The following is a 17,631-nucleotide window of genomic DNA, read 5'->3' as shown; positions in this document are numbered from 1 at the left end:
TGTTCTTCTCCGTTAGCCCAGATCGCCAAATCGCACCTGTAGCGCGGTAATGGCGGTGAGCGCAGTTGTCTCAGTACGCAGAACGCGAGGTCCTAACAGAATATCAGTAAACTGATAACGTGCAGTCATGGCAATTTCATCTGCCGACAGCCCGCCTTCAGGTCCAATCAGCAGCCGGATGCGCTCTACCGGCAGCGGAAGCGTGTTAATACTGGCGCTGGCGCGTGGGTGCAGGTTCAGTTTTAGCCCCTCGTCCTGCTCGGCACACCAGGCTTCCAGATCCATTGCCGGGCGAATTTCAGGCACCCGGTTACGACCGCATTGCTCGCAGGCGGCAATCGCAATTTTCTGCCACTGCTGGAGCTTCTTGTTCAAGCGTTCACTGTCCAGTTTAACGCCGCAGCGCTCAGAAAAAAGTGGCGTAATGAGGCTTACACCCAGTTCAATCGATTTCTGGATAGTAAATTCCATTTTTTCACCGCGCGACATCACCTGCCCAAGATGAATATGCAAGGGAGATTCGCGATCGTCGAGTTCGGCGCTCAGTATCTTCACATCCACGCTTTTCTTGCTGGCGTGGGTGATCTCGGCGTCAAACACCTGGTTGCTGCCGTCAAATAGTTGAAGAGCCTGGCCCGGTCCCATGCGCAGCACGCGACCGATATGGTTGGCGGCATCTTCACACAGTGAAATTTGACTGCCTGCCGTGAGTGGTTCAGGGTGATAAATGCGAGGAATGCGCATAGTTAACCATCCGCGTCATGGCCCTGACCGACAAAACGGCAGGGCATGGGTTAAAATATTGACGCTAGTGTAGGTTAGCTCTTTTGCGCCTGGCAAGCGCGTTGCACGTATGGGTTATGGTTGCCCTGTACCTTCGCAATACGTTCGTCGCGTTCGCACTCCCAGTCGGTCACCGGATACTGTTTATTCCAGGCGTTAAAAAGCTGGGTTTGCTGGCGGGAAAGCGTCAGGTTGTACTGGTCGCGCATGTAAAAATAGGTGCGCGCGATGGCGCCGCGAGCGCGCGCAGGCGGCTCAGCCACTTTTTCTTTGAAATCGACCTTCATGTCACACTGCCCATACTGGCCTTCACCGCCGTTCCACTGGCTGTACATAAAGTTCGCGCGATCGCCATTTACTTCACCCACTGCCGGTTGCAGGTTGTGCATATCGCTTTCCATCTTGCGATAGACCGGATCTTTGGCGCAATTTTTACGTCCACCGTCCTGCCAGCACTGGCGTTGATGACCAAATTGCCAGGCCGGAACCACGTGTTCCCATTCAATACGGCTGGCACGGTTTTCGTTTTTCCGCACTTTATAGCCGCAGGACTCAAGATCCACGACCCCTTTTTTGCCCTGCCAGTTAATTTTACAGCCGCAGTAGAAATCGCCGGGCGCATCGGCATTAACTTTTACACCAGCGGCTTTCGCCTGGGAGAAACTTTTGATACCTTCGGCGAATGCCGGGCCAGAGAGTGCAGTAGCCAATAACGCCACTGCCATAGAAAGATTACGGTACATCACACACTCCGTGTCAAAACGAGCCCGCAACGTAACGAAAGCGTCGGGCAGATGCAATCAGCTAAATCATATAAGTTCCAGAAATTACTTTTGAGTAACAAGGCGCTATCGGCGGATTATTGTTTGCTTGTTTAGCGTGCCAGCTCATACAGTAGCGTGTCACGAGCGCGAACCAGGGCGTTGCGCAGATTGCCCAGATAACAACCGTTTCTATCGAATTAATGACCGGGGAAAAAGATGAAGAAAGGGTTGAGCGCGTTTCCGCTTACGCCGCTGAGGGCGGGTGAGGTTGATGAAAATACATGGCTTTCTCTGATTGAGAATATTGCCGGTGCCGGCGTTGATTCCATCGGTGTACTGGGTTCTACCGGGAGCTATGCCTACCTGACGCGTGAGCAGCGCCTACGCGTTACCCGGCTTGCGTTTGAGGCGGCATCTGGTATCCCCGTTATTACCAGTATTGGCAGCGTACGAGTCGAAGAAATTCTGCACCTTATCGATGATGCGCAGCAGGCGGGTGTCAGCGGCGTTTTGATGGCCCCGGTCTCTTACCAGCGGCTGAACGTGGATGAAGTTTTTGATCTGTACGATCGAGTCACTCGTGAGCTGTCGGTGCCGCTATGTATTTATGACAATCCCGCCACCACCGGGTTTGAATTTAGCGATGACCTGCTTATCTCGCTGTCAAATTTACCGGCTATTGGTTCGATTAAACTGGCTTCATTCACCTCTGAACGGATCACCAGGCTAAAAAACAGTCTTCCGGCAGGCGTCTCTATTGGTGTCAGTGGCGACGGTCAGGCTGCCTCAGGGCTGTTAGCCGGAGGCGATGTCTGGTATTCCGTCCTGGCAGGCTTGTTCCCGCATTATTCACGTGCTTTAGCCAATGCCGCGTTGACGGGAGATCACGTCAAAACCCGGCAACTGGATAGCGCGCTCCAGCCTCTGTGGGCCTTTTATCAACGGCACGGTAGCCTGAGGGTGATCGCGACGGTGGCAGAAATGATGGGGAAAGTGTCTGCGCCTTGTCTCCCCTTTCCGCTGCAAACGCTGAAGGGGGAGGAAAGGCTCTTATTGCAGGAAACGTTGAGTTCATTATCTTTTTTGGATTGATGAACGAGGATGTCAGGTCTTCGCCGGGTTTTCCTGTGGCCCGGGAATCAACGGTTCGCCACAGTGGACACAGCGGTAGGTGGCCTCACCGCGCACAATGCGGTTATGTCGGCGGACGGTCAACTGATGCTCCTGGCACTTGCAGCGGTAAGTAAAGGTATTGCGCTGCACGGATTGCAGTTCGAACTGATGCGTACGCCGGGCCGGAACGCCCAGCACGCTTTCCATCATCCATTTCCACTCTTTCCCGTGAGGCGGTACGCGGCCAAAGTGCTTCCACACCAGCAAATGTGCCAGTTCATGCGGTACGACCTCGTTGATAAACGCCTCGACGTTTTCCATCAGCAGCACCGGGTTGAGGCGAATTTCATTGCTTTGCAGCCACGCTGTACCCGCAGCAGTGCCGCGCTGTTGGTACACAAGCTTAGGTTCCGGATAATTGCGTTCGAGCTTGAGATTGGCGAGGGCAAGTTTTTCCCGCAGGCTGCGCATAACGGCTTGCTGGATGGCGATGGGGAGACGAGAGGTTTTCATAACGCCAGAGGATAGTGCGACAGGAAAAGGACTGCAAGAGGCAGGCTTCCCCCCGCGAGGGGAGGAAGCCGCAGGTGATTAGTCGTGTGCGCCAATTTCGCGCAGTTTACGGCCTTTCATCAGGTTACGTTCAATGTGTTCCAGGGAGACGTTTTTGGTTTCCGGAATCAGCCACAAGGTCAGGAAGATGAACAGGACGTTCAGGCCGCCATAGACCCAGAAGGTGTTGGCGCTGCCCAGCGAGTTCAGCATCGTCAGGAAGGTTGCGCCGACGATCATGTTGGCAATCCAGTTGGTTGCGGTAGAGCAGGTGATACCGAAATCGCGGCCTTTCAGCGGCTGGATTTCAGAGCACAGTACCCAAATCAGCGGACCGGCACTCATCGCGAAGCCAACGATAAACATCAGCAGCATCAGGACGGCAAAGTACTGGGCGGCAGCGGAGTGGATACCAATGTGCATCATTGTGCCCAGCACGCCCATACCGATAGCCATCACGATAAAGCCGAGGATCAGCGTCGGTTTACGGCCCCAGCGGTCAACCAGGCCAATGGCGATAAAGGTCGCCAGCACGTTGGTCAAACCCACGATAACGGTGCCCCACATCTGCTCGGTGGTGTTGGTATAGCCCGCCAGTTCAAAGATTTTTGGTGCGTAGTACATGATGACGTTCATCCCGGTGAACTGCTGCATCACCTGTAACAGTACGCCAAGGAATACCGCGCGGCGGAAGTTGCTGTTTTCTTTAAACAGCGCCCAACCGCTTTGTTTTACCTGCAGGCTTTCACGAATTTCATCCAGCTCGCGTTTCGCTTCTGCACTGGTATCACGAAGACGCAACAGCACGCGTTCGGCATCGACGAAGCGACGTTTAGCGGCGAACCAGCGCGGGCTGTCCGGCAGGAAGAACACGCCAACCAGCAGCAGCAGGGCAGGAATGATGATCACGCCCAGCATCCAGCGCCATGCACCGCTATAGCTAAAGGCGGTATCGGATAGATAGGCCCCGAGGATCCCGATGGTAATCATCAGCTGATACATGGAAATCATACTGCCACGAATTTTTTCCGGTGCAATTTCAGACAGATACAGTGGCGCAGTGTAAGACGCAACGCCCACGGCCAGACCCAGCAGGATACGGGAGAGAAGCAGTACTTCCACGTTAGGCGCCGCGGCGGAGAACAGCGAGCCGGCGACAAACAGGATCGCGCCGATCATCAGGCTTTTTTTACGTCCCAGCTTGAAGGAGAGCCAGCCGCTGCCGACAGCACCTACAGCTGCGCCAAACATCATCGAGCTGACCACCCATTCCTGAGTGTGCGGGGTAATTTGAAACTCGTCGGTGATGAACGGTAATGCACCGGCAATCACGCCGATATCCAGGCCAAAAAGTAATCCTGCGAGGGCGGCAAGAAAGCAGACAAAAAATGTCATGGCTTTGTTGGAACGCCCCTGTTTTTTATTCCCAGGCATGATGCCCTCCAGGTTGGGTAACTTATTTTTGTTGATGTTAAGGGTAGGTGAGTACGGGGTGAAAAAATGAGATTAATATCACATTAGTGTAATCGCTTACACTGGCAGTCACGACTGTTATAGGTTAATTATTTGAAAAATATACAGTTTCATAAAAATGAAAAATGAGTGATTGCCTGGAATTAAGACGATACTGAAAAGTAATGTAACAATAATGAAAGTGCAGAAATTAAGGGATGTAAAATCAATTCATTATGATAATGACTGGATGTAATCGCTTTCATTTGCATTGAAGTCAGGGAGGAGAGGGACGTTAAGGTACAGCTAAAAAAAGACCAGCCTTAAGGCTGGTCCTGGTAAGCGGGGGGTATTCAGTAAATTACTTCAGTCCGGCAGCTTCGCGCAGCTGCTGCGCTTTGTCGGTTTTTTCCCATGGGAAATGTTCGCGACCAAAGTGGCCGTAGGCTGCGGTTTCTTTATAGATCGGGTGCAGCAGATCCAGCATCTGGATCAGGCCGTATGGACGCAGATCGAAGAACTCGCGTACCAGCAGGGTCAACTGCTCAGAAGGCACTTTTTCAGTACCGAAGGTTTCAACCATGATGGAGGTTGGTTCTGCCACGCCAATAGCGTAGGAAACCTGAATCTCACAGCGGTCAGCCAGACCGGCAGCCACGATGTTTTTCGCGACATAGCGGGCTGCGTAGGCTGCAGAACGGTCAACTTTAGACGGATCTTTACCTGAGAATGCGCCGCCACCGTGACGCGCCATGCCGCCGTAGGTATCAACGATGATCTTACGACCGGTCAGACCGCAGTCACCCATTGGGCCACCGATAACGAAACGGCCGGTTGGGTTGATGAAGAATTTGGTCGATGCGCTCAACCACTCGGTCGGCAGTACCGGCTTGATGATCTCTTCCATCACTGCTTCTTGCAGTGTTTTCTGGTCAACATCTTGAGAGTGCTGAGTAGACAGAACCACCGCATCAATACCGACAATTTTGCCATCGTCATACTGGAAGGTGACCTGGCTTTTCGCATCCGGGCGCAGCCACGGCAATGTGCCGTTTTTACGCACTTCAGCCTGACGCTGTACCAGACGGTGAGCGTAAGTGATTGGCGCCGGCATCAACACGTCGGTTTCGTTGGTCGCATAACCAAACATCAGGCCCTGATCGCCCGCGCCCTGTTCCAACGGATCGGCACGGTCAACGCCCTGGTTGATATCCGGGGACTGTTTACCGATAGCGCTCAGTACCGCGCAAGAGTTGGCGTCAAAGCCCATGTCGGAATGCACATAGCCAATTTCGCGAACTGTATTACGCGTGATCTCTTCGATATCGACCCATGCGCTGGTGGTGATTTCACCGCCAACTAAAACCATGCCGGTTTTGACATAGGTTTCGCAGGCGACGCGCGCTTTCGGATCCTGTTCGAGGATTGCATCCAGCACGGCATCAGAGATTTGGTCAGCGATTTTGTCAGGATGCCCTTCTGATACGGACTCGGACGTAAAAAGGTGTTTTGCCATATTTAATTTCACCTAAGGAGAATTTGGTTAGCTCAAACTGTCGAGTGGAATAGCTATGTGTAGAAGATTCTACCATGAGTCTGCAGATTTCGGACACTGGCAGTCTGAGTGTTAATCGGTATAGATGGATTAACATCTGGACGGCTATTTTAGGACAGTTCTTCGCCCGATTTCCAGCTTTTTTTGACTACAGTCGCATTGTACCGAAAATGTAACTGGAAATTTTTCCTGACGGTGCTGGCAATGCGCGTATTTATCTTTTGCTTTTTCGTACTCTTATCGGTATAAAACGCGGCGCGCGGCTTATACAAAAAGCACACGACGTTTTCATCGTGTCGCCACTTCCAGCCGGGTTAACACTTTAGCTTTGGCTTGTGGGTTCGTTCCGTCTGGAGCGACCGTGGAGGTGATACGAGATAATGAACCGTTGTATTCTGCTGAATCTGCCACACCGTTCAGGTGTGCATATGTCCCCCGCAATCTGCATCTCTGCTTTGCATACCTGTCGATGTTATATACATAAAATCATTCATGCTGCGTCGAGGCTGCATGAAGGATGAAGTGTATACCCATCTCGGCGTATCTCAGGACTCAAGAGCCGGTAACGGTCACTAAGGACTGAACAAGGGCGCTCTTGGTAAACAAGAGTTTTCTCGTGGTTTCGCCGAACTGTCAGTATTACGTTCGGTAACGTGTTTACAATGAAATGATAAAGAAACCGGTCGCACAGTCGGAGCGTCAGCACTATCTGCTGGAAAATCTGCCTGTTTATGGGTTGTTATCGCCTCTTCGGATTGCGATAGTAGTCAACTGTTTTACACTTGTTAATAAAATCTGAGGTTCGCTATGTCTGACGACATTTCTATGGGTTCGCCTTCGTCAGCAGGCGGACAGGGTGTACTACGCTCCATGCAGGAGGTTGCAATGAGTTCCCAGGAAGCCAGCAAGATGCTGCGTACCTACAATATTGCCTGGTGGGGTAATAACTACTATGACGTCAACGAACTCGGTCACATCAGCGTGTGTCCGGACCCTGACGTCCCGGAAGCACGTGTTGATCTTGCCGAGCTGGTAAAAGCTCGCGAAGCGCAGGGGCAACGTTTGCCTGCGCTGTTCTGTTTCCCACAGATCCTGCAACACCGTCTGCGTTCGATTAACGCCGCATTCAAACGCGCCCGCGAATCTTACGGCTACAAGGGGGATTATTTCCTCGTTTATCCGATCAAGGTTAATCAGCACCGTCGTGTGATTGAATCGCTGATTCACTCCGGTGAGCCGCTTGGACTGGAAGCCGGTTCTAAGGCCGAACTGATGGCGGTTCTGGCGCATGCGGGCATGACCCGCAGCGTGATTGTCTGTAATGGTTACAAAGACCGTGAATACATTCGTCTGGCGCTGATTGGCGAGAAGATGGGCCACAAGGTCTATCTGGTCATTGAGAAGATGTCTGAAATCGCGATCGTGCTGGATGAAGCCGAACGGCTGAATGTGGTCCCGCGTCTGGGCGTGCGTGCGCGTCTGGCCTCGCAAGGTTCCGGTAAATGGCAGTCCTCCGGTGGTGAAAAATCCAAGTTCGGCCTGGCGGCGAACCAGGTACTGCAACTGGTGGAAATTCTGCGCGAACGCGGTCGTCTGGACAGCATTCAATTGCTGCACTTCCATCTCGGTTCACAGATGGCGAACATTCGCGATATCGCCACCGGCGTACGTGAATCTGCGCGTTTCTACGTTGAGCTGCACAAACTGGGCGTAAACATCCAGTGCTTCGATGTGGGTGGTGGCCTCGGCGTGGACTATGAAGGGACACGCTCGCAGTCTGACTGTTCGGTCAACTACGGTCTGAACGAATACGCCAACAATATTATCTGGGCGATTGGCGATGCCTGTGAAGAACACGGCCTGCCGCATCCGACGGTAATTACCGAGTCCGGTCGTGCGGTAACCGCGCACCATACCGTGCTGGTGTCTAACATCATCGGCGTTGAGCGTAGCGAACACACCGAAGCTACGCCTCCGGCTGACGATGCGCCGCGTGCCCTGCAAAGCATGTGGGAAACCTGGCAGGAGATGCACGAACCGGGCACCCGCCGTTCGCTGCGTGAATGGCTGCACGACAGTCAGATGGATTTGCACGATGTTCACATTGGCTATTCATCCGGAACCTTCAGCCTGCAGGAGCGCGCGTGGGCAGAGCAGCTGTATCTGAACATGTGCCATGACGTGCAGAAACAACTCGACCCGAGCAACCGCGCGCACCGTCCGATCATCGACGAACTGCAGGAGCGTATGGCGGATAAGATTTACGTCAACTTCTCATTGTTCCAGTCGATGCCGGATGCGTGGGGGATCGATCAGCTGTTCCCGGTCATGCCGCTGGAAGGACTGAACCAGGTCCCTGAGCGCCGTGCGGTGCTGCTGGATATTACCTGCGACTCTGATGGCGCTATCGACCATTATGTTGACGGCGATGGTATTGCTACCACCATGCCGATGCCGGAGTACGATCCGGAGAACCCGCCGATGCTGGGCTTCTTTATGGTCGGCGCGTACCAGGAAATCCTTGGCAACATGCATAACCTGTTCGGTGATACCGAAGCGGTCGACGTGTTCGTCTTCCCTGACGGCAGCGTAGAAGTTGAGCTGTCTGATGAAGGGGATACTGTCGCAGACATGCTGCAGTACGTGCAGCTGGATCCAAAAACGTTGCTGACCCACTTCCGCGATCAGGTTAAACAGACCGATCTGGACGATGCGCTGCAACAGCAGTTCCTCGAAGAGTTCGAGGCTGGACTGTACGGCTATACCTATCTCGAAGACGAGTAAGGTTGTTCTGGGTCGCTTGAACCTGGACAAATTAACGGCGATAATTCGCCCATACACGTAGTCACGTAAATCAATCCCTTCCTCGTCGGGCTTAACGACGCGGAGGGGATTTTTTTTCACCGATTTTATAAGAGGTCAGTACATGAGCACCTTAGGTCATCAATACGACAACTCCCTGGTTTCTAACGCCTTTGGTTTTTTACGTCTGCCGATGAATTTCCAGCCCTACGACAGCGATGCCGACTGGGTTATTACCGGCGTACCGTTTGATATGGCGACGTCTGGTCGTGCGGGTGGACGTCATGGTCCGGCAGCGATCCGTCAGGTGTCGACTAATCTGGCCTGGGAGCACAACCGCTTCCCGTGGAATTTTGACATGCGTGAACGCCTGAACGTCGTGGACTGCGGCGATCTGGTGTATGCGTTTGGCGATGCGCGTGAAATGAGTGAAAAATTGCAGGCGCATGCTGAAAAGCTGCTTTCTGCCGGCAAGCGCATGCTCTCCTTCGGCGGTGACCACTTCGTTACGCTGCCGCTGCTGCGCGCACACGCTAAGCACTTTGGTAAAATGGCGCTGGTGCACTTTGATGCCCACACCGACACCTATGCTAACGGCTGTGAATTTGACCACGGCACCATGTTCTATACCGCGCCGAACGAAGGCCTGATCGATCCTAACCATTCCGTGCAGATCGGTATTCGGACCGAGTTTGACAAAGACAACGGCTTTACCGTACTGGATGCCTGCCAGGTGAACGATCGCAGCGTGGATGACATCATCGCGCAGGTGAAGCAGATTGTCGGTGACATGCCGGTTTACCTGACCTTTGATATCGACTGCCTGGATCCGGCGTTTGCTCCGGGTACGGGTACGCCAGTGATCGGCGGTCTGACGTCGGATCGTGCGATCAAACTGGTGCGTGGCCTGAAGGATCTGAATATTGTCGGGATGGATGTAGTCGAAGTGGCCCCGGCCTACGATCAGTCTGAGATCACCGCGCTGGCAGCAGCAACGCTGGCACTGGAGATGTTGTATATCCAGGCGGCGAAGAAAGGCGAATAAGTTGTTTTTGCCGGATGGCGCTGCGCTTATCCGGCCTACGTGTATAAACCAGCTGTAGGCCGGAAAGGCAACGCCGCATCCGGCACGATTAACGGTTATTTGATCCCGTCCGCGCTCATGCGATCGCGAATATGCTGCGCACGTTCTGCGGAGGCTGGATGGTCGTCAAACATTGAGCTTTGACGACCGGCTTCCAGTTTTGCCAGTTTCTCAAAGCTGGTGGCTAAGCCTGCCGGATTAATACCGCGTTTGCGCAACAAATCATACGAGTAATCATCCGCTTCGGATTCCTGACGTTGGGAGAACTGCGAGTTCACCAGTTTTTCTCCCAGATCGCCAAGCTGAGACTGCGACAAGCTGCCGACGATGCCGCCCGCAGAGGCCGCTGCGGCACGCACGGCGTTGGTTCCCAGCGCAACTTGCATTCCTTTCTTCACGTGACCCAGCGCAACGTGGCCCATTTCGTGACCAATAACCGCCTCAACTTCGTTATCGGTCATCATATCCATCAGGCCGCTGTACACGCGGATGCAGCCATTTGCCATCGCAAACGCGTTGACGTCTTTCGCCACATAGACTTTGTAATTCACCGGCTGTCCGTTGATGTTATCGCCTAGCGCAGCGGCGATTTTGCTCAGTCGTTTGGTATATTCACTGCTGGCAGGAGCAATGGTCGCTTTGCTGTCCATATCCTGACAGGCCTGGTTGCTCAGTGCGATGACTTGCGCATCGCTCAGGCTGTAGGCCTGGAAAGCGCCCGCGCCAGATGAAAGTAGTCCGTTGGAGTCCATATTCTGGCAGCCGGTCAATGCCGTTGCCATGCTCATAGCAAGCAGTAAAGCGCGAATTTTCATTTTTTCTCTTCCGCACGAAGTCAGGATTATTCTAAAAAATGCGTCGTTTGCAGGTAATGCGACGCTCAACCTAAGTATAAAGAAAAGAACAACAAGCGGGCGAGAAGATTGCGCAACATATACGCATTATCCAGAGATTTCTGAAGCGGCAAAAGGATGCTCCATGTACATGGCACGCGGCTTGGGTTACATTGTTGGCACTTTTTTCCGGCGTAGCCCAAAACGCTCTGTCGTCAAGTCGTTCCGGGCACAGCCTTCATTATCCGATCTGGAGTCAAAATGTCCTCACGTAAAGAGCTTGCCAATGCTATTCGTGCGCTGAGCATGGACGCAGTACAGAAAGCCAAATCCGGTCACCCGGGTGCCCCGATGGGTATGGCTGACATTGCCGAAGTCCTGTGGCGTGATTTCCTGAACCACAACCCAAATAACCCGTCCTGGGCTGACCGTGACCGCTTCGTGCTGTCAAACGGTCACGGCTCAATGCTGATTTATAGTTTGCTGCACCTCTCCGGCTACGACCTGCCGATGTCCGAGCTGCAGAACTTCCGTCAGCTGCACTCTAAAACGCCGGGTCACCCGGAAGTGGGTTATACCGCGGGTGTGGAAACGACTACCGGTCCGCTGGGTCAGGGTATCGCTAACGCGGTGGGTATGGCTATCGCTGAAAAAACGCTGGCGGCGCAGTTTAACCGTCCAGGTCACGACATTGTTGACCACTTCACCTACGCCTTCATGGGCGACGGCTGCATGATGGAAGGTATCTCTCACGAGGTATGTTCTCTGGCTGGTACGCTGAAGCTGGGCAAACTGATTGCGTTCTACGATGACAACGGTATTTCTATCGATGGTCACGTTGAAGGCTGGTTCACTGATGACACCGCGAAGCGTTTCGAAGCTTACGGCTGGCACGTGGTGCGTGGCGTTGATGGCCATGATGCTGATGCGATTAAGCGCGCAGTAGAAGAAGCCCGCGCAGTGACCGACAAACCGTCCCTGCTGATGTGCAAAACCATCATCGGTTTCGGTTCCCCGAACAAAGCTGGCACCCACGACTCTCACGGTGCACCGCTGGGCGACGCAGAAATTGCACTGACCCGCGAGCAGCTGGGCTGGAAATACGCGCCGTTTGAAATCCCGTCTGAAATCTACGCGCAGTGGGATGCGAAAGAAGCAGGTCAGGTTAAAGAAGCGGCGTGGAACGAGAAATTCGCTGCCTATGCGAAAGCCTTCCCGCAGGAAGCCGCTGAATTCACCCGTCGTATGAAAGGTGAAATGCCGTCTGACTTCGATGCGAAAGCGAATGAGTTCATTGCTAAACTGCAGGCCAATCCGTCCAAAATCGCCAGCCGTAAAGCATCCCAGAACGCTATTGAAGCGTTTGGTCCTTTACTGCCAGAATTCCTCGGTGGTTCCGCTGACCTCGCCCCATCTAACCTGACTATCTGGTCTGGTTCTAAAGCCATTAACGAAGACGCTGCTGGTAACTACATCCATTACGGTGTTCGTGAATTCGGTATGACCGCTATCGCTAACGGTATCGCGCTGCACGGTGGTTTCCTGCCGTACACCTCTACCTTCCTGATGTTCGTTGAATATGCCCGTAATGCGGTGCGTATGGCGGCACTCATGAAACAGCGTCAAGTGATGGTCTATACCCACGATTCCATCGGTTTGGGCGAAGATGGCCCGACTCACCAGCCGGTAGAGCAGGTTGCTTCCCTGCGCGTGACCCCGAACATGAGCACGTGGCGTCCATGTGACCAGGTTGAATCTGCGGTAGCGTGGAAATACGGCGTTGAGCGTCAGGACGGTCCGACCGCGCTGATCCTCTCCCGTCAGAACCTGGCACAGCAGGAACGTACTGAAGAGCAGCTGGCAAACATCGCACGCGGTGGTTACGTGCTGAAAGATTGCGCTGGCCAGCCTGAGCTGATCTTCATTGCTACCGGTTCTGAAGTTGAACTGGCGGTGGCTGCATGGGACAAACTGACGGCGGAAGGCGTTAAAGCGCGCGTGGTCTCCATGCCGTCTACCGATGCATTCGACAAGCAGGATGCCGCTTACCGCGAATCCGTGCTGCCGAAAGCTGTCTCTGCTCGCGTGGCAATTGAAGCGGGTATCGCGGACTACTGGTTCAAATACGTGGGCCTGAACGGCGCTATCATCGGTATGACCACCTTTGGTGAGTCTGCTCCGGCTGAGCTGCTGTTTGAAGAGTTTGGCTTCACCGTAGACAACGTGGTTGCGAAAGCCAAAGAACTGCTGTAATTACGATTACAACGGTATAACGGGTCGCTCAGGCGGCCCGTTTTTTTATCAAAAAGTGATTTATTTTTATCTGTGCAACCTCTTATTGTGGATCTGAGTCACAAATACAATATTTAGCTTCGGTTGTTATTTGCAGGGCGCATCACATTATTAACGTTGCTTTTTATAATTCATATCTCAATTTGTTGTTTTTAAAGGTTTTACAAAATCCTTTTTCTCACTATATGCGTATTCCCTCCAGTTTGATTTCATTTTGCCACGCGAGTATTTTATTTTTAACGATAACTCGTACCCTAAAAATAAAATAAGGAAAATTTATGCGACTGATTGATTACTTCCCTGAGTCGTCTATCTCAATTAAGAATTCAGCAAAGAATTGGCAGGAAGCAATTGATTTTTCTATGTCCTCCTTGCTGACTCATCATTATGTGAACTCCAATTATATTCAGGCTATTAAGGACTCAACCATCACTAATGGACCTTATTATATTTTGGCACCGGGTGTGGCGATGCCTCATGCTCGCCCAGAATGTGGTGCGTTAAAAACCGGAATGTCATTAACATTACTCAAACAGGAAGTTCAGTTTGCTGTTGATGATGAACCCGTAAAATTGTTAATTGGATTGTCTGCAGCAAATGCTGATTCACATATTGGCGCTATTCAGGCATTAAGTGAATTGTTATGTGAAGAGGAAGCTCTGTCTGCATTGTTAACCGCTAAGTCAGAAAAACAACTTGCGGATATTATTGCTAGCGCATAACTCTCACTCTCCTTTCAGGATAATATTATGGAAAACAAGTCTGCTCGAGCAAAGGTCCAGGCTTTTGGTGGGTTTTTGACTGCCATGGTCATTCCCAATATCGGGGCTTTTATTGCCTGGGGATTTATAACGGCACTATTCATTCCTACTGGCTGGATGCCGAATGAGCATTTTGCAAAAATTGTCGGTCCGATGATCACCTATTTACTGCCCGTCATGATTGGTTCCACTGGGGGACATCTGGTGGGAGGTAAGCGTGGTGCTGTTATGGGCGGGATTGGCTCTATTGGTGTGATTGTCGGCGCTGATATTCCCATGTTCCTGGGGGCCATGGTGATGGGGCCACTCGGTGGTTGGGTGATTAAACATATAGACCGTCTGCTTGAAAAACGTATTCCAGCCGGCTTTGAGATGGTTATTAATAACTTCTCTCTGGGGATCGCGGGGATGTTGTTATGCCTGTTGGGATTTGAAGTTATCGGTCCGGCCGTACTGATTGCCAACAACTTTGTAAAAGAGTGCATAGAATCTCTGGTCCATGCGGGTTATCTGCCGCTGTTATCGGTGATTAATGAGCCTGCAAAAATTCTCTTTCTGAATAACGCTATCGATCAGGGCGTGTATTACCCGCTGGGAATGCAACAGGCATCTGAAACCGGAAAATCTATTTTCTTTATGGTGGCATCTAACCCCGGTCCGGGATTGGGTCTGTTACTTGGTTTTGCCATCTTTGGTAAGGGAATGAGTAAGAAGTCAGCGCCAGGTGCCATGATCATCCACTTCCTGGGGGGGATTCATGAGCTGTATTTCCCTTATGTGCTGATGAAACCGTTAACTCTGGTTGGCATGATTGCAGGTGGGATGACCGGTACATGGGTATTCCATCTTTTAGACGGTGGGCTTGTTGCTGGACCGAGCCCAGGATCGATTTTCGCTTATCTGGCATTGACGCCAAAAGGTTCTTTCCTGGCAACCATTGCGGGAGTCACTGCGGGTACGCTTGTCACCTTTGTAATTACCGCCGTTATACTGAAAATGGAAAAGAACGTCGAAACAGAAAGTGAAGATGAATTCTCTGAGTCAGCCAGAACTGTGAAGGCGATGAAGCAGGAAGGTCAATTTTCTTATAAAAATATTAAACGAGTCGCTTTTGTGTGTGATGCGGGAATGGGGTCAAGCGCTATGGGGGCTACCACGTTCCGTAAGCGTCTGGAAAAAGCTGGGTTGAATATTAATGTAACGCATTATGCTATCGAAAACGTGCCACAAGATGCAGATATTATCGTTACCCATGCCAGCCTTGAAGGTCGTGTTAAACGAGTAAGTGAAAAACCTTTAATATTGATTAAAAACTATATTGGTGACCCATTGCTGGACGACTTATTTAAGAAAATTACTGCTTAGCATTGTTCAATTTTTGGAGTAAATATGAAAACGAAAGTAGCTGCTATATATGGCAAGCGGGATGTCCGCATCCGTGAGTTCGAATTGCCTGAAATTACAGATAATGAACTGTTAGTGAGTGTTATATCCGATAGTGTTTGTTTATCGACCTGGAAAGCGGCTGCACTAGGAAGTGAACATAAACGTGTACCAGACGATCTGGAAAATCATCCAGTTATAACTGGACATGAGTGTGCCGGAATTATTGTCGAAGTTGGAAAAAATCTGACCGATAAATACAAAAAAGACCAGCGCTTTGTTTTGCAACCCGCCATGGGATTGCCGAGCGGATATTCAGCGGGCTACAGCTATGAATTTTTTGGCGGCAATGCGACCTACATGATTATCCCTGAAGTGGCGGTTAATCTGGGATGCGTTTTACCGTATCACGGTTCCTATTTTGCCGCTGCATCGCTGGCGGAGCCGATGTGCTGCATTATTGGCGCGTATAACGCGAATTACCATACCACACCGTATGTTTATGAACACCGGATGGGGGTTAAACCCGGCGGCAATATCGCACTCTTAGCCTGTGCGGGTCCGATGGGTATTGGTGCGATCGATTATGCCATTAACGGTGCGATCCAGCCGTCGTGCGTGGTGGTGGTTGATATCGATGAAGCGCGTCTGGCACAGGCTAAAAAGCTGTTGCCGGTTGAACTGGCGGCACAAAAAGGAATTGAACTCATCTACGTGAACACTACGGGGATGAACGATCCTACTGCCGAGCTTCGGGCGTTAACCAATGATGCTGGATTTGATGACGTATTTGTCTATGCCGCTGTTCCGGCCGTAATTGAAATGGCGGATGATCTGCTGGCAGAAGATGGTTGCCTGAACTTCTTCGCCGGGCCAACGGATAGCAACTTTAAAGTACCGTTCAATTTTTACAACGTGCACTACAACAGTACGCATGTGGTGGGGACATCCGGAGGTTCAACGGATGATATGAAAGAGGCCATTGCGTTAAGCGCGACAGGCCAGCTTCAACCCTCTTTTATGGTCACCCATATTGGCGGGCTTGACGCAGTACCAGACGCAGTTTTGAACCTGCCAAATATTCCGGGCGGTAAAAAGCTCATCTATAACGGCGTGACGATGCCGCTGACGGCGATTAGCGATTTTGCCGAAAAAGGGAAAACTGACCCACTCTTCAAAGAGTTGGCGCATCTGGTTGAAGAGACTCACGGTATCTGGAATGAAAAAGCGGAGAGATACCTGCTGGCACAATTCGGTGTTGATACCGGCGAGGCTGCGTCATGATGTCTCTGGCATGGCCGCTATTTCGTATTACGGAACAGGCTGCTCTGGCAGCCTGGCCGCAAACCGGCTGCGGTGATAAGAACAGAATTGACGGGCTGGCTGTCACAGCGATGCGAACTGCCTTAAATGAAATTGCCATTCGGGGACGGATCGTCATCGGCGAGGGGGAGATCGATCACGCGCCAATGCTGTGGATTGGTGAGGAAGTCGGAAAGGGCGTTGGACCTGAGGTGGATATTGCGGTCGATCCTATTGAAGGCACCCGAATGGTCGCAATGGGGCAAAGTAATGCGCTGGCAGTGATGGCTTTTGCACCTCAGGGCAGCCTGTTGCATGCCCCCGATATGTATATGAAAAAACTGGTTGTTAACCGGTCTGCTGTGGGGGCGATTAACCTGGCGTTACCGTTGGCAGATAACCTACGCAATGTGGCGCAAGCGCTGGGTAAACCGCTGGATAAACTGCGTATGGTTACGCTGGATAAACCGCGAATGCATGAAGCGATTACGAAGGCGATACAGTTAGGTGTGAAGGTGTTCGCGCTTCCAGACGGTGATGTGGCGGCCAGTGTTCTGAGTTGTTTGCAAAACAATGCCTATGACCTGATGTATACCATTGGTGGGGCGCCGGAAGGCGTTATCTCGGCCTGCGCGGTAAAAGCGCTGGGTGGCGATATGCAGGCAGAACTGATCGATTTCTGTGAGGCAAAAGGTGACACCACCGAAAACCGTCAGGTCGCTATGCGAGAACGTGAGCGCTGCGCTGAGATGGGGGTTGAGGTGAATCGTGTCTACTGCCTCGACGAGTTGGTAGGGGGAAATGACATCCTGTTTAGTGCGACGGGTGTTACGGGCGGCGATCTTGTTAATGGCATCCAACAGGTTACGAATGGTGTGCGTACGCAAACTTTACTGATCGGCGGCGCAGATCGAACGTGTAATATAATAGACTCTCTGCATTCATGGTGATTGAT

15 protein-coding genes and 1 pseudogene are annotated in these 17,631 nt (G+C 51.9%); 10 read left to right on the top strand and 6 right to left on the bottom strand.

Features of this window, described 5'->3' with window-relative positions; translation table 11 throughout:
• Window positions 1-12: 12 nt before the first annotated feature.
• Window positions 13-744, bottom strand: coding sequence for a 16S rRNA (uracil(1498)-N(3))-methyltransferase (gene rsmE / locus FDW98_RS01800; protein WP_096755748.1), 732 nt, complete (start codon window positions 742-744; stop codon window positions 13-15).
• Window positions 745-818: 74 nt separating this feature from the next.
• Window positions 819-1,526 carry a deoxyribonuclease I gene (endA, locus tag FDW98_RS01795; protein ID WP_096755749.1) on the bottom strand — a complete coding sequence of 236 codons (708 nt, stop codon included), beginning with the start codon at window positions 1,524-1,526 and terminating at the stop codon, window positions 819-821.
• 237 nt (window positions 1,527-1,763) lie between these two features.
• Here endA and FDW98_RS01790 point away from each other — a divergent pair, with 237 nt between their 5' ends.
• The gene (locus FDW98_RS01790; RefSeq protein WP_096755750.1) at window positions 1,764-2,639 is read left to right on the top strand and encodes a dihydrodipicolinate synthase family protein; all 876 of its coding nucleotides are present in this window, start codon (window positions 1,764-1,766) and stop codon (window positions 2,637-2,639) included.
• 12 nt (window positions 2,640-2,651) lie between these two features.
• Here FDW98_RS01790 and FDW98_RS01785 read toward each other — a convergent pair whose 3' ends face one another.
• The 3 genes from FDW98_RS01785 to metK all read right to left on the bottom strand — a co-directional run bounded on the left by FDW98_RS01785 (window position 2,652) and on the right by metK (window position 6,180).
• On the bottom strand, window positions 2,652-3,173 hold the full coding sequence (locus FDW98_RS01785; protein ID WP_096755751.1) for a SprT family zinc-dependent metalloprotease: 522 nt from the start codon (window positions 3,171-3,173) through the stop codon (window positions 2,652-2,654).
• A gap of 78 nt (window positions 3,174-3,251) precedes the next feature.
• The gene (gene galP, locus FDW98_RS01780; RefSeq protein WP_096755752.1) at window positions 3,252-4,646 is read right to left on the bottom strand and encodes a galactose/proton symporter; all 1,395 of its coding nucleotides are present in this window, start codon (window positions 4,644-4,646) and stop codon (window positions 3,252-3,254) included.
• A 379-nt stretch (window positions 4,647-5,025) separates the two neighbouring features.
• Window positions 5,026-6,180, bottom strand: coding sequence for a methionine adenosyltransferase (gene metK / locus FDW98_RS01775; protein ID WP_096755753.1), 1,155 nt, complete (start codon window positions 6,178-6,180; stop codon window positions 5,026-5,028).
• Window positions 6,181-6,599: 419 nt separating this feature from the next.
• On the opposite strand from metK, the pseudogene FDW98_RS23765 reads away from it, so the two are divergent.
• From FDW98_RS23765 to speB, 4 genes and pseudogenes are all read left to right on the top strand, one after another.
• Window positions 6,600-6,795, top strand: a pseudogene (locus FDW98_RS23765) (hypothetical protein).
• 91 nt (window positions 6,796-6,886) lie between these two features.
• Window positions 6,887-7,018 carry an acid stress response protein YqgB gene (gene yqgB / locus FDW98_RS01770; protein WP_096755754.1) on the top strand — a complete coding sequence of 44 codons (132 nt, stop codon included), beginning with the start codon at window positions 6,887-6,889 and terminating at the stop codon, window positions 7,016-7,018.
• Window positions 7,019-7,026: 8 nt separating this feature from the next.
• Window positions 7,027-9,003 (top strand): biosynthetic arginine decarboxylase, encoded by a 1,977-nt coding sequence (gene speA, locus FDW98_RS01765; protein ID WP_096755755.1) that lies wholly within the window; start codon window positions 7,027-7,029, stop codon window positions 9,001-9,003.
• Window positions 9,004-9,145: 142 nt separating this feature from the next.
• A complete protein-coding gene (gene speB / locus FDW98_RS01760; RefSeq protein WP_096755756.1) occupies window positions 9,146-10,066 on the top strand; it encodes an agmatinase in 921 nt (306 codons plus the stop codon).
• 95 nt (window positions 10,067-10,161) lie between these two features.
• On the opposite strand, the gene FDW98_RS01755 is transcribed toward speB, so the two are convergent.
• A complete protein-coding gene (locus FDW98_RS01755; protein ID WP_096755757.1) occupies window positions 10,162-10,920 on the bottom strand; it encodes a M48 family metallopeptidase in 759 nt (252 codons plus the stop codon).
• Window positions 10,921-11,199: 279 nt separating this feature from the next.
• On the opposite strand from FDW98_RS01755, the gene tkt reads away from it, so the two are divergent.
• The 5 genes from tkt to glpX all read left to right on the top strand — a co-directional run bounded on the left by tkt (window position 11,200) and on the right by glpX (window position 17,626).
• On the top strand, window positions 11,200-13,191 hold the full coding sequence (gene tkt, locus FDW98_RS01750) for a transketolase (RefSeq protein ID WP_096755758.1): 1,992 nt from the start codon (window positions 11,200-11,202) through the stop codon (window positions 13,189-13,191).
• A gap of 317 nt (window positions 13,192-13,508) precedes the next feature.
• Window positions 13,509-13,952, top strand: a complete 444-nt coding sequence (gene cmtB, locus FDW98_RS01745) for a PTS mannitol transporter subunit IIA (protein ID WP_096755759.1) — start codon at window positions 13,509-13,511, stop codon at window positions 13,950-13,952.
• Between the two features lie 27 nt (window positions 13,953-13,979).
• Window positions 13,980-15,356 (top strand): PTS mannitol transporter subunit IICB, encoded by a 1,377-nt coding sequence (locus FDW98_RS01740; protein ID WP_096755760.1) that lies wholly within the window; start codon window positions 13,980-13,982, stop codon window positions 15,354-15,356.
• A gap of 24 nt (window positions 15,357-15,380) precedes the next feature.
• Entirely contained in the window at window positions 15,381-16,658 is a 1,278-nt protein-coding gene (locus tag FDW98_RS01735; protein WP_096755761.1) for a zinc-binding dehydrogenase, read from the top strand.
• Window positions 16,655-17,626, top strand: a complete 972-nt coding sequence (gene glpX, locus FDW98_RS01730; RefSeq protein ID WP_096755762.1) for a class II fructose-bisphosphatase — start codon at window positions 16,655-16,657, stop codon at window positions 17,624-17,626. The genes FDW98_RS01735 and glpX overlap by 4 nt, the downstream gene beginning before the upstream one ends.
• Window positions 17,627-17,631 lie beyond the last annotated feature (5 nt).

It is taken from the genome of Citrobacter sp. wls711, from assembly GCF_005281055.1.
Classification (GTDB): domain Bacteria; phylum Pseudomonadota; class Gammaproteobacteria; order Enterobacterales; family Enterobacteriaceae; genus Citrobacter; species Citrobacter gillenii.
This window is presented reverse-complemented; position numbering and strand designations above follow the sequence as displayed.

Coding starts and splice junctions, on each gene's coding strand:
- rsmE (WP_096755748.1), bottom strand. CDS start 744: ATGCGCATTCCTCGCATTTATCACCCTGAACCACTCACGGCAGGCAGT.
- endA (WP_096755749.1), bottom strand. CDS start 1,526: ATGTACCGTAATCTTTCTATGGCAGTGGCGTTATTGGCTACTGCACTC.
- FDW98_RS01790 (WP_096755750.1), top strand. CDS start 1,764: ATGAAGAAAGGGTTGAGCGCGTTTCCGCTTACGCCGCTGAGGGCGGGT.
- FDW98_RS01785 (WP_096755751.1), bottom strand. CDS start 3,173: ATGAAAACCTCTCGTCTCCCCATCGCCATCCAGCAAGCCGTTATGCGC.
- galP (WP_096755752.1), bottom strand. CDS start 4,646: ATGCCTGGGAATAAAAAACAGGGGCGTTCCAACAAAGCCATGACATTT.
- metK (WP_096755753.1), bottom strand. CDS start 6,180: ATGGCAAAACACCTTTTTACGTCCGAGTCCGTATCAGAAGGGCATCCT.
- yqgB (WP_096755754.1), top strand. CDS start 6,887: ATGATAAAGAAACCGGTCGCACAGTCGGAGCGTCAGCACTATCTGCTG.
- speA (WP_096755755.1), top strand. CDS start 7,027: ATGTCTGACGACATTTCTATGGGTTCGCCTTCGTCAGCAGGCGGACAG.
- speB (WP_096755756.1), top strand. CDS start 9,146: ATGAGCACCTTAGGTCATCAATACGACAACTCCCTGGTTTCTAACGCC.
- FDW98_RS01755 (WP_096755757.1), bottom strand. CDS start 10,920: ATGAAAATTCGCGCTTTACTGCTTGCTATGAGCATGGCAACGGCATTG.
- tkt (WP_096755758.1), top strand. CDS start 11,200: ATGTCCTCACGTAAAGAGCTTGCCAATGCTATTCGTGCGCTGAGCATG.
- cmtB (WP_096755759.1), top strand. CDS start 13,509: ATGCGACTGATTGATTACTTCCCTGAGTCGTCTATCTCAATTAAGAAT.
- FDW98_RS01740 (WP_096755760.1), top strand. CDS start 13,980: ATGGAAAACAAGTCTGCTCGAGCAAAGGTCCAGGCTTTTGGTGGGTTT.
- FDW98_RS01735 (WP_096755761.1), top strand. CDS start 15,381: ATGAAAACGAAAGTAGCTGCTATATATGGCAAGCGGGATGTCCGCATC.
- glpX (WP_096755762.1), top strand. CDS start 16,655: ATGATGTCTCTGGCATGGCCGCTATTTCGTATTACGGAACAGGCTGCT.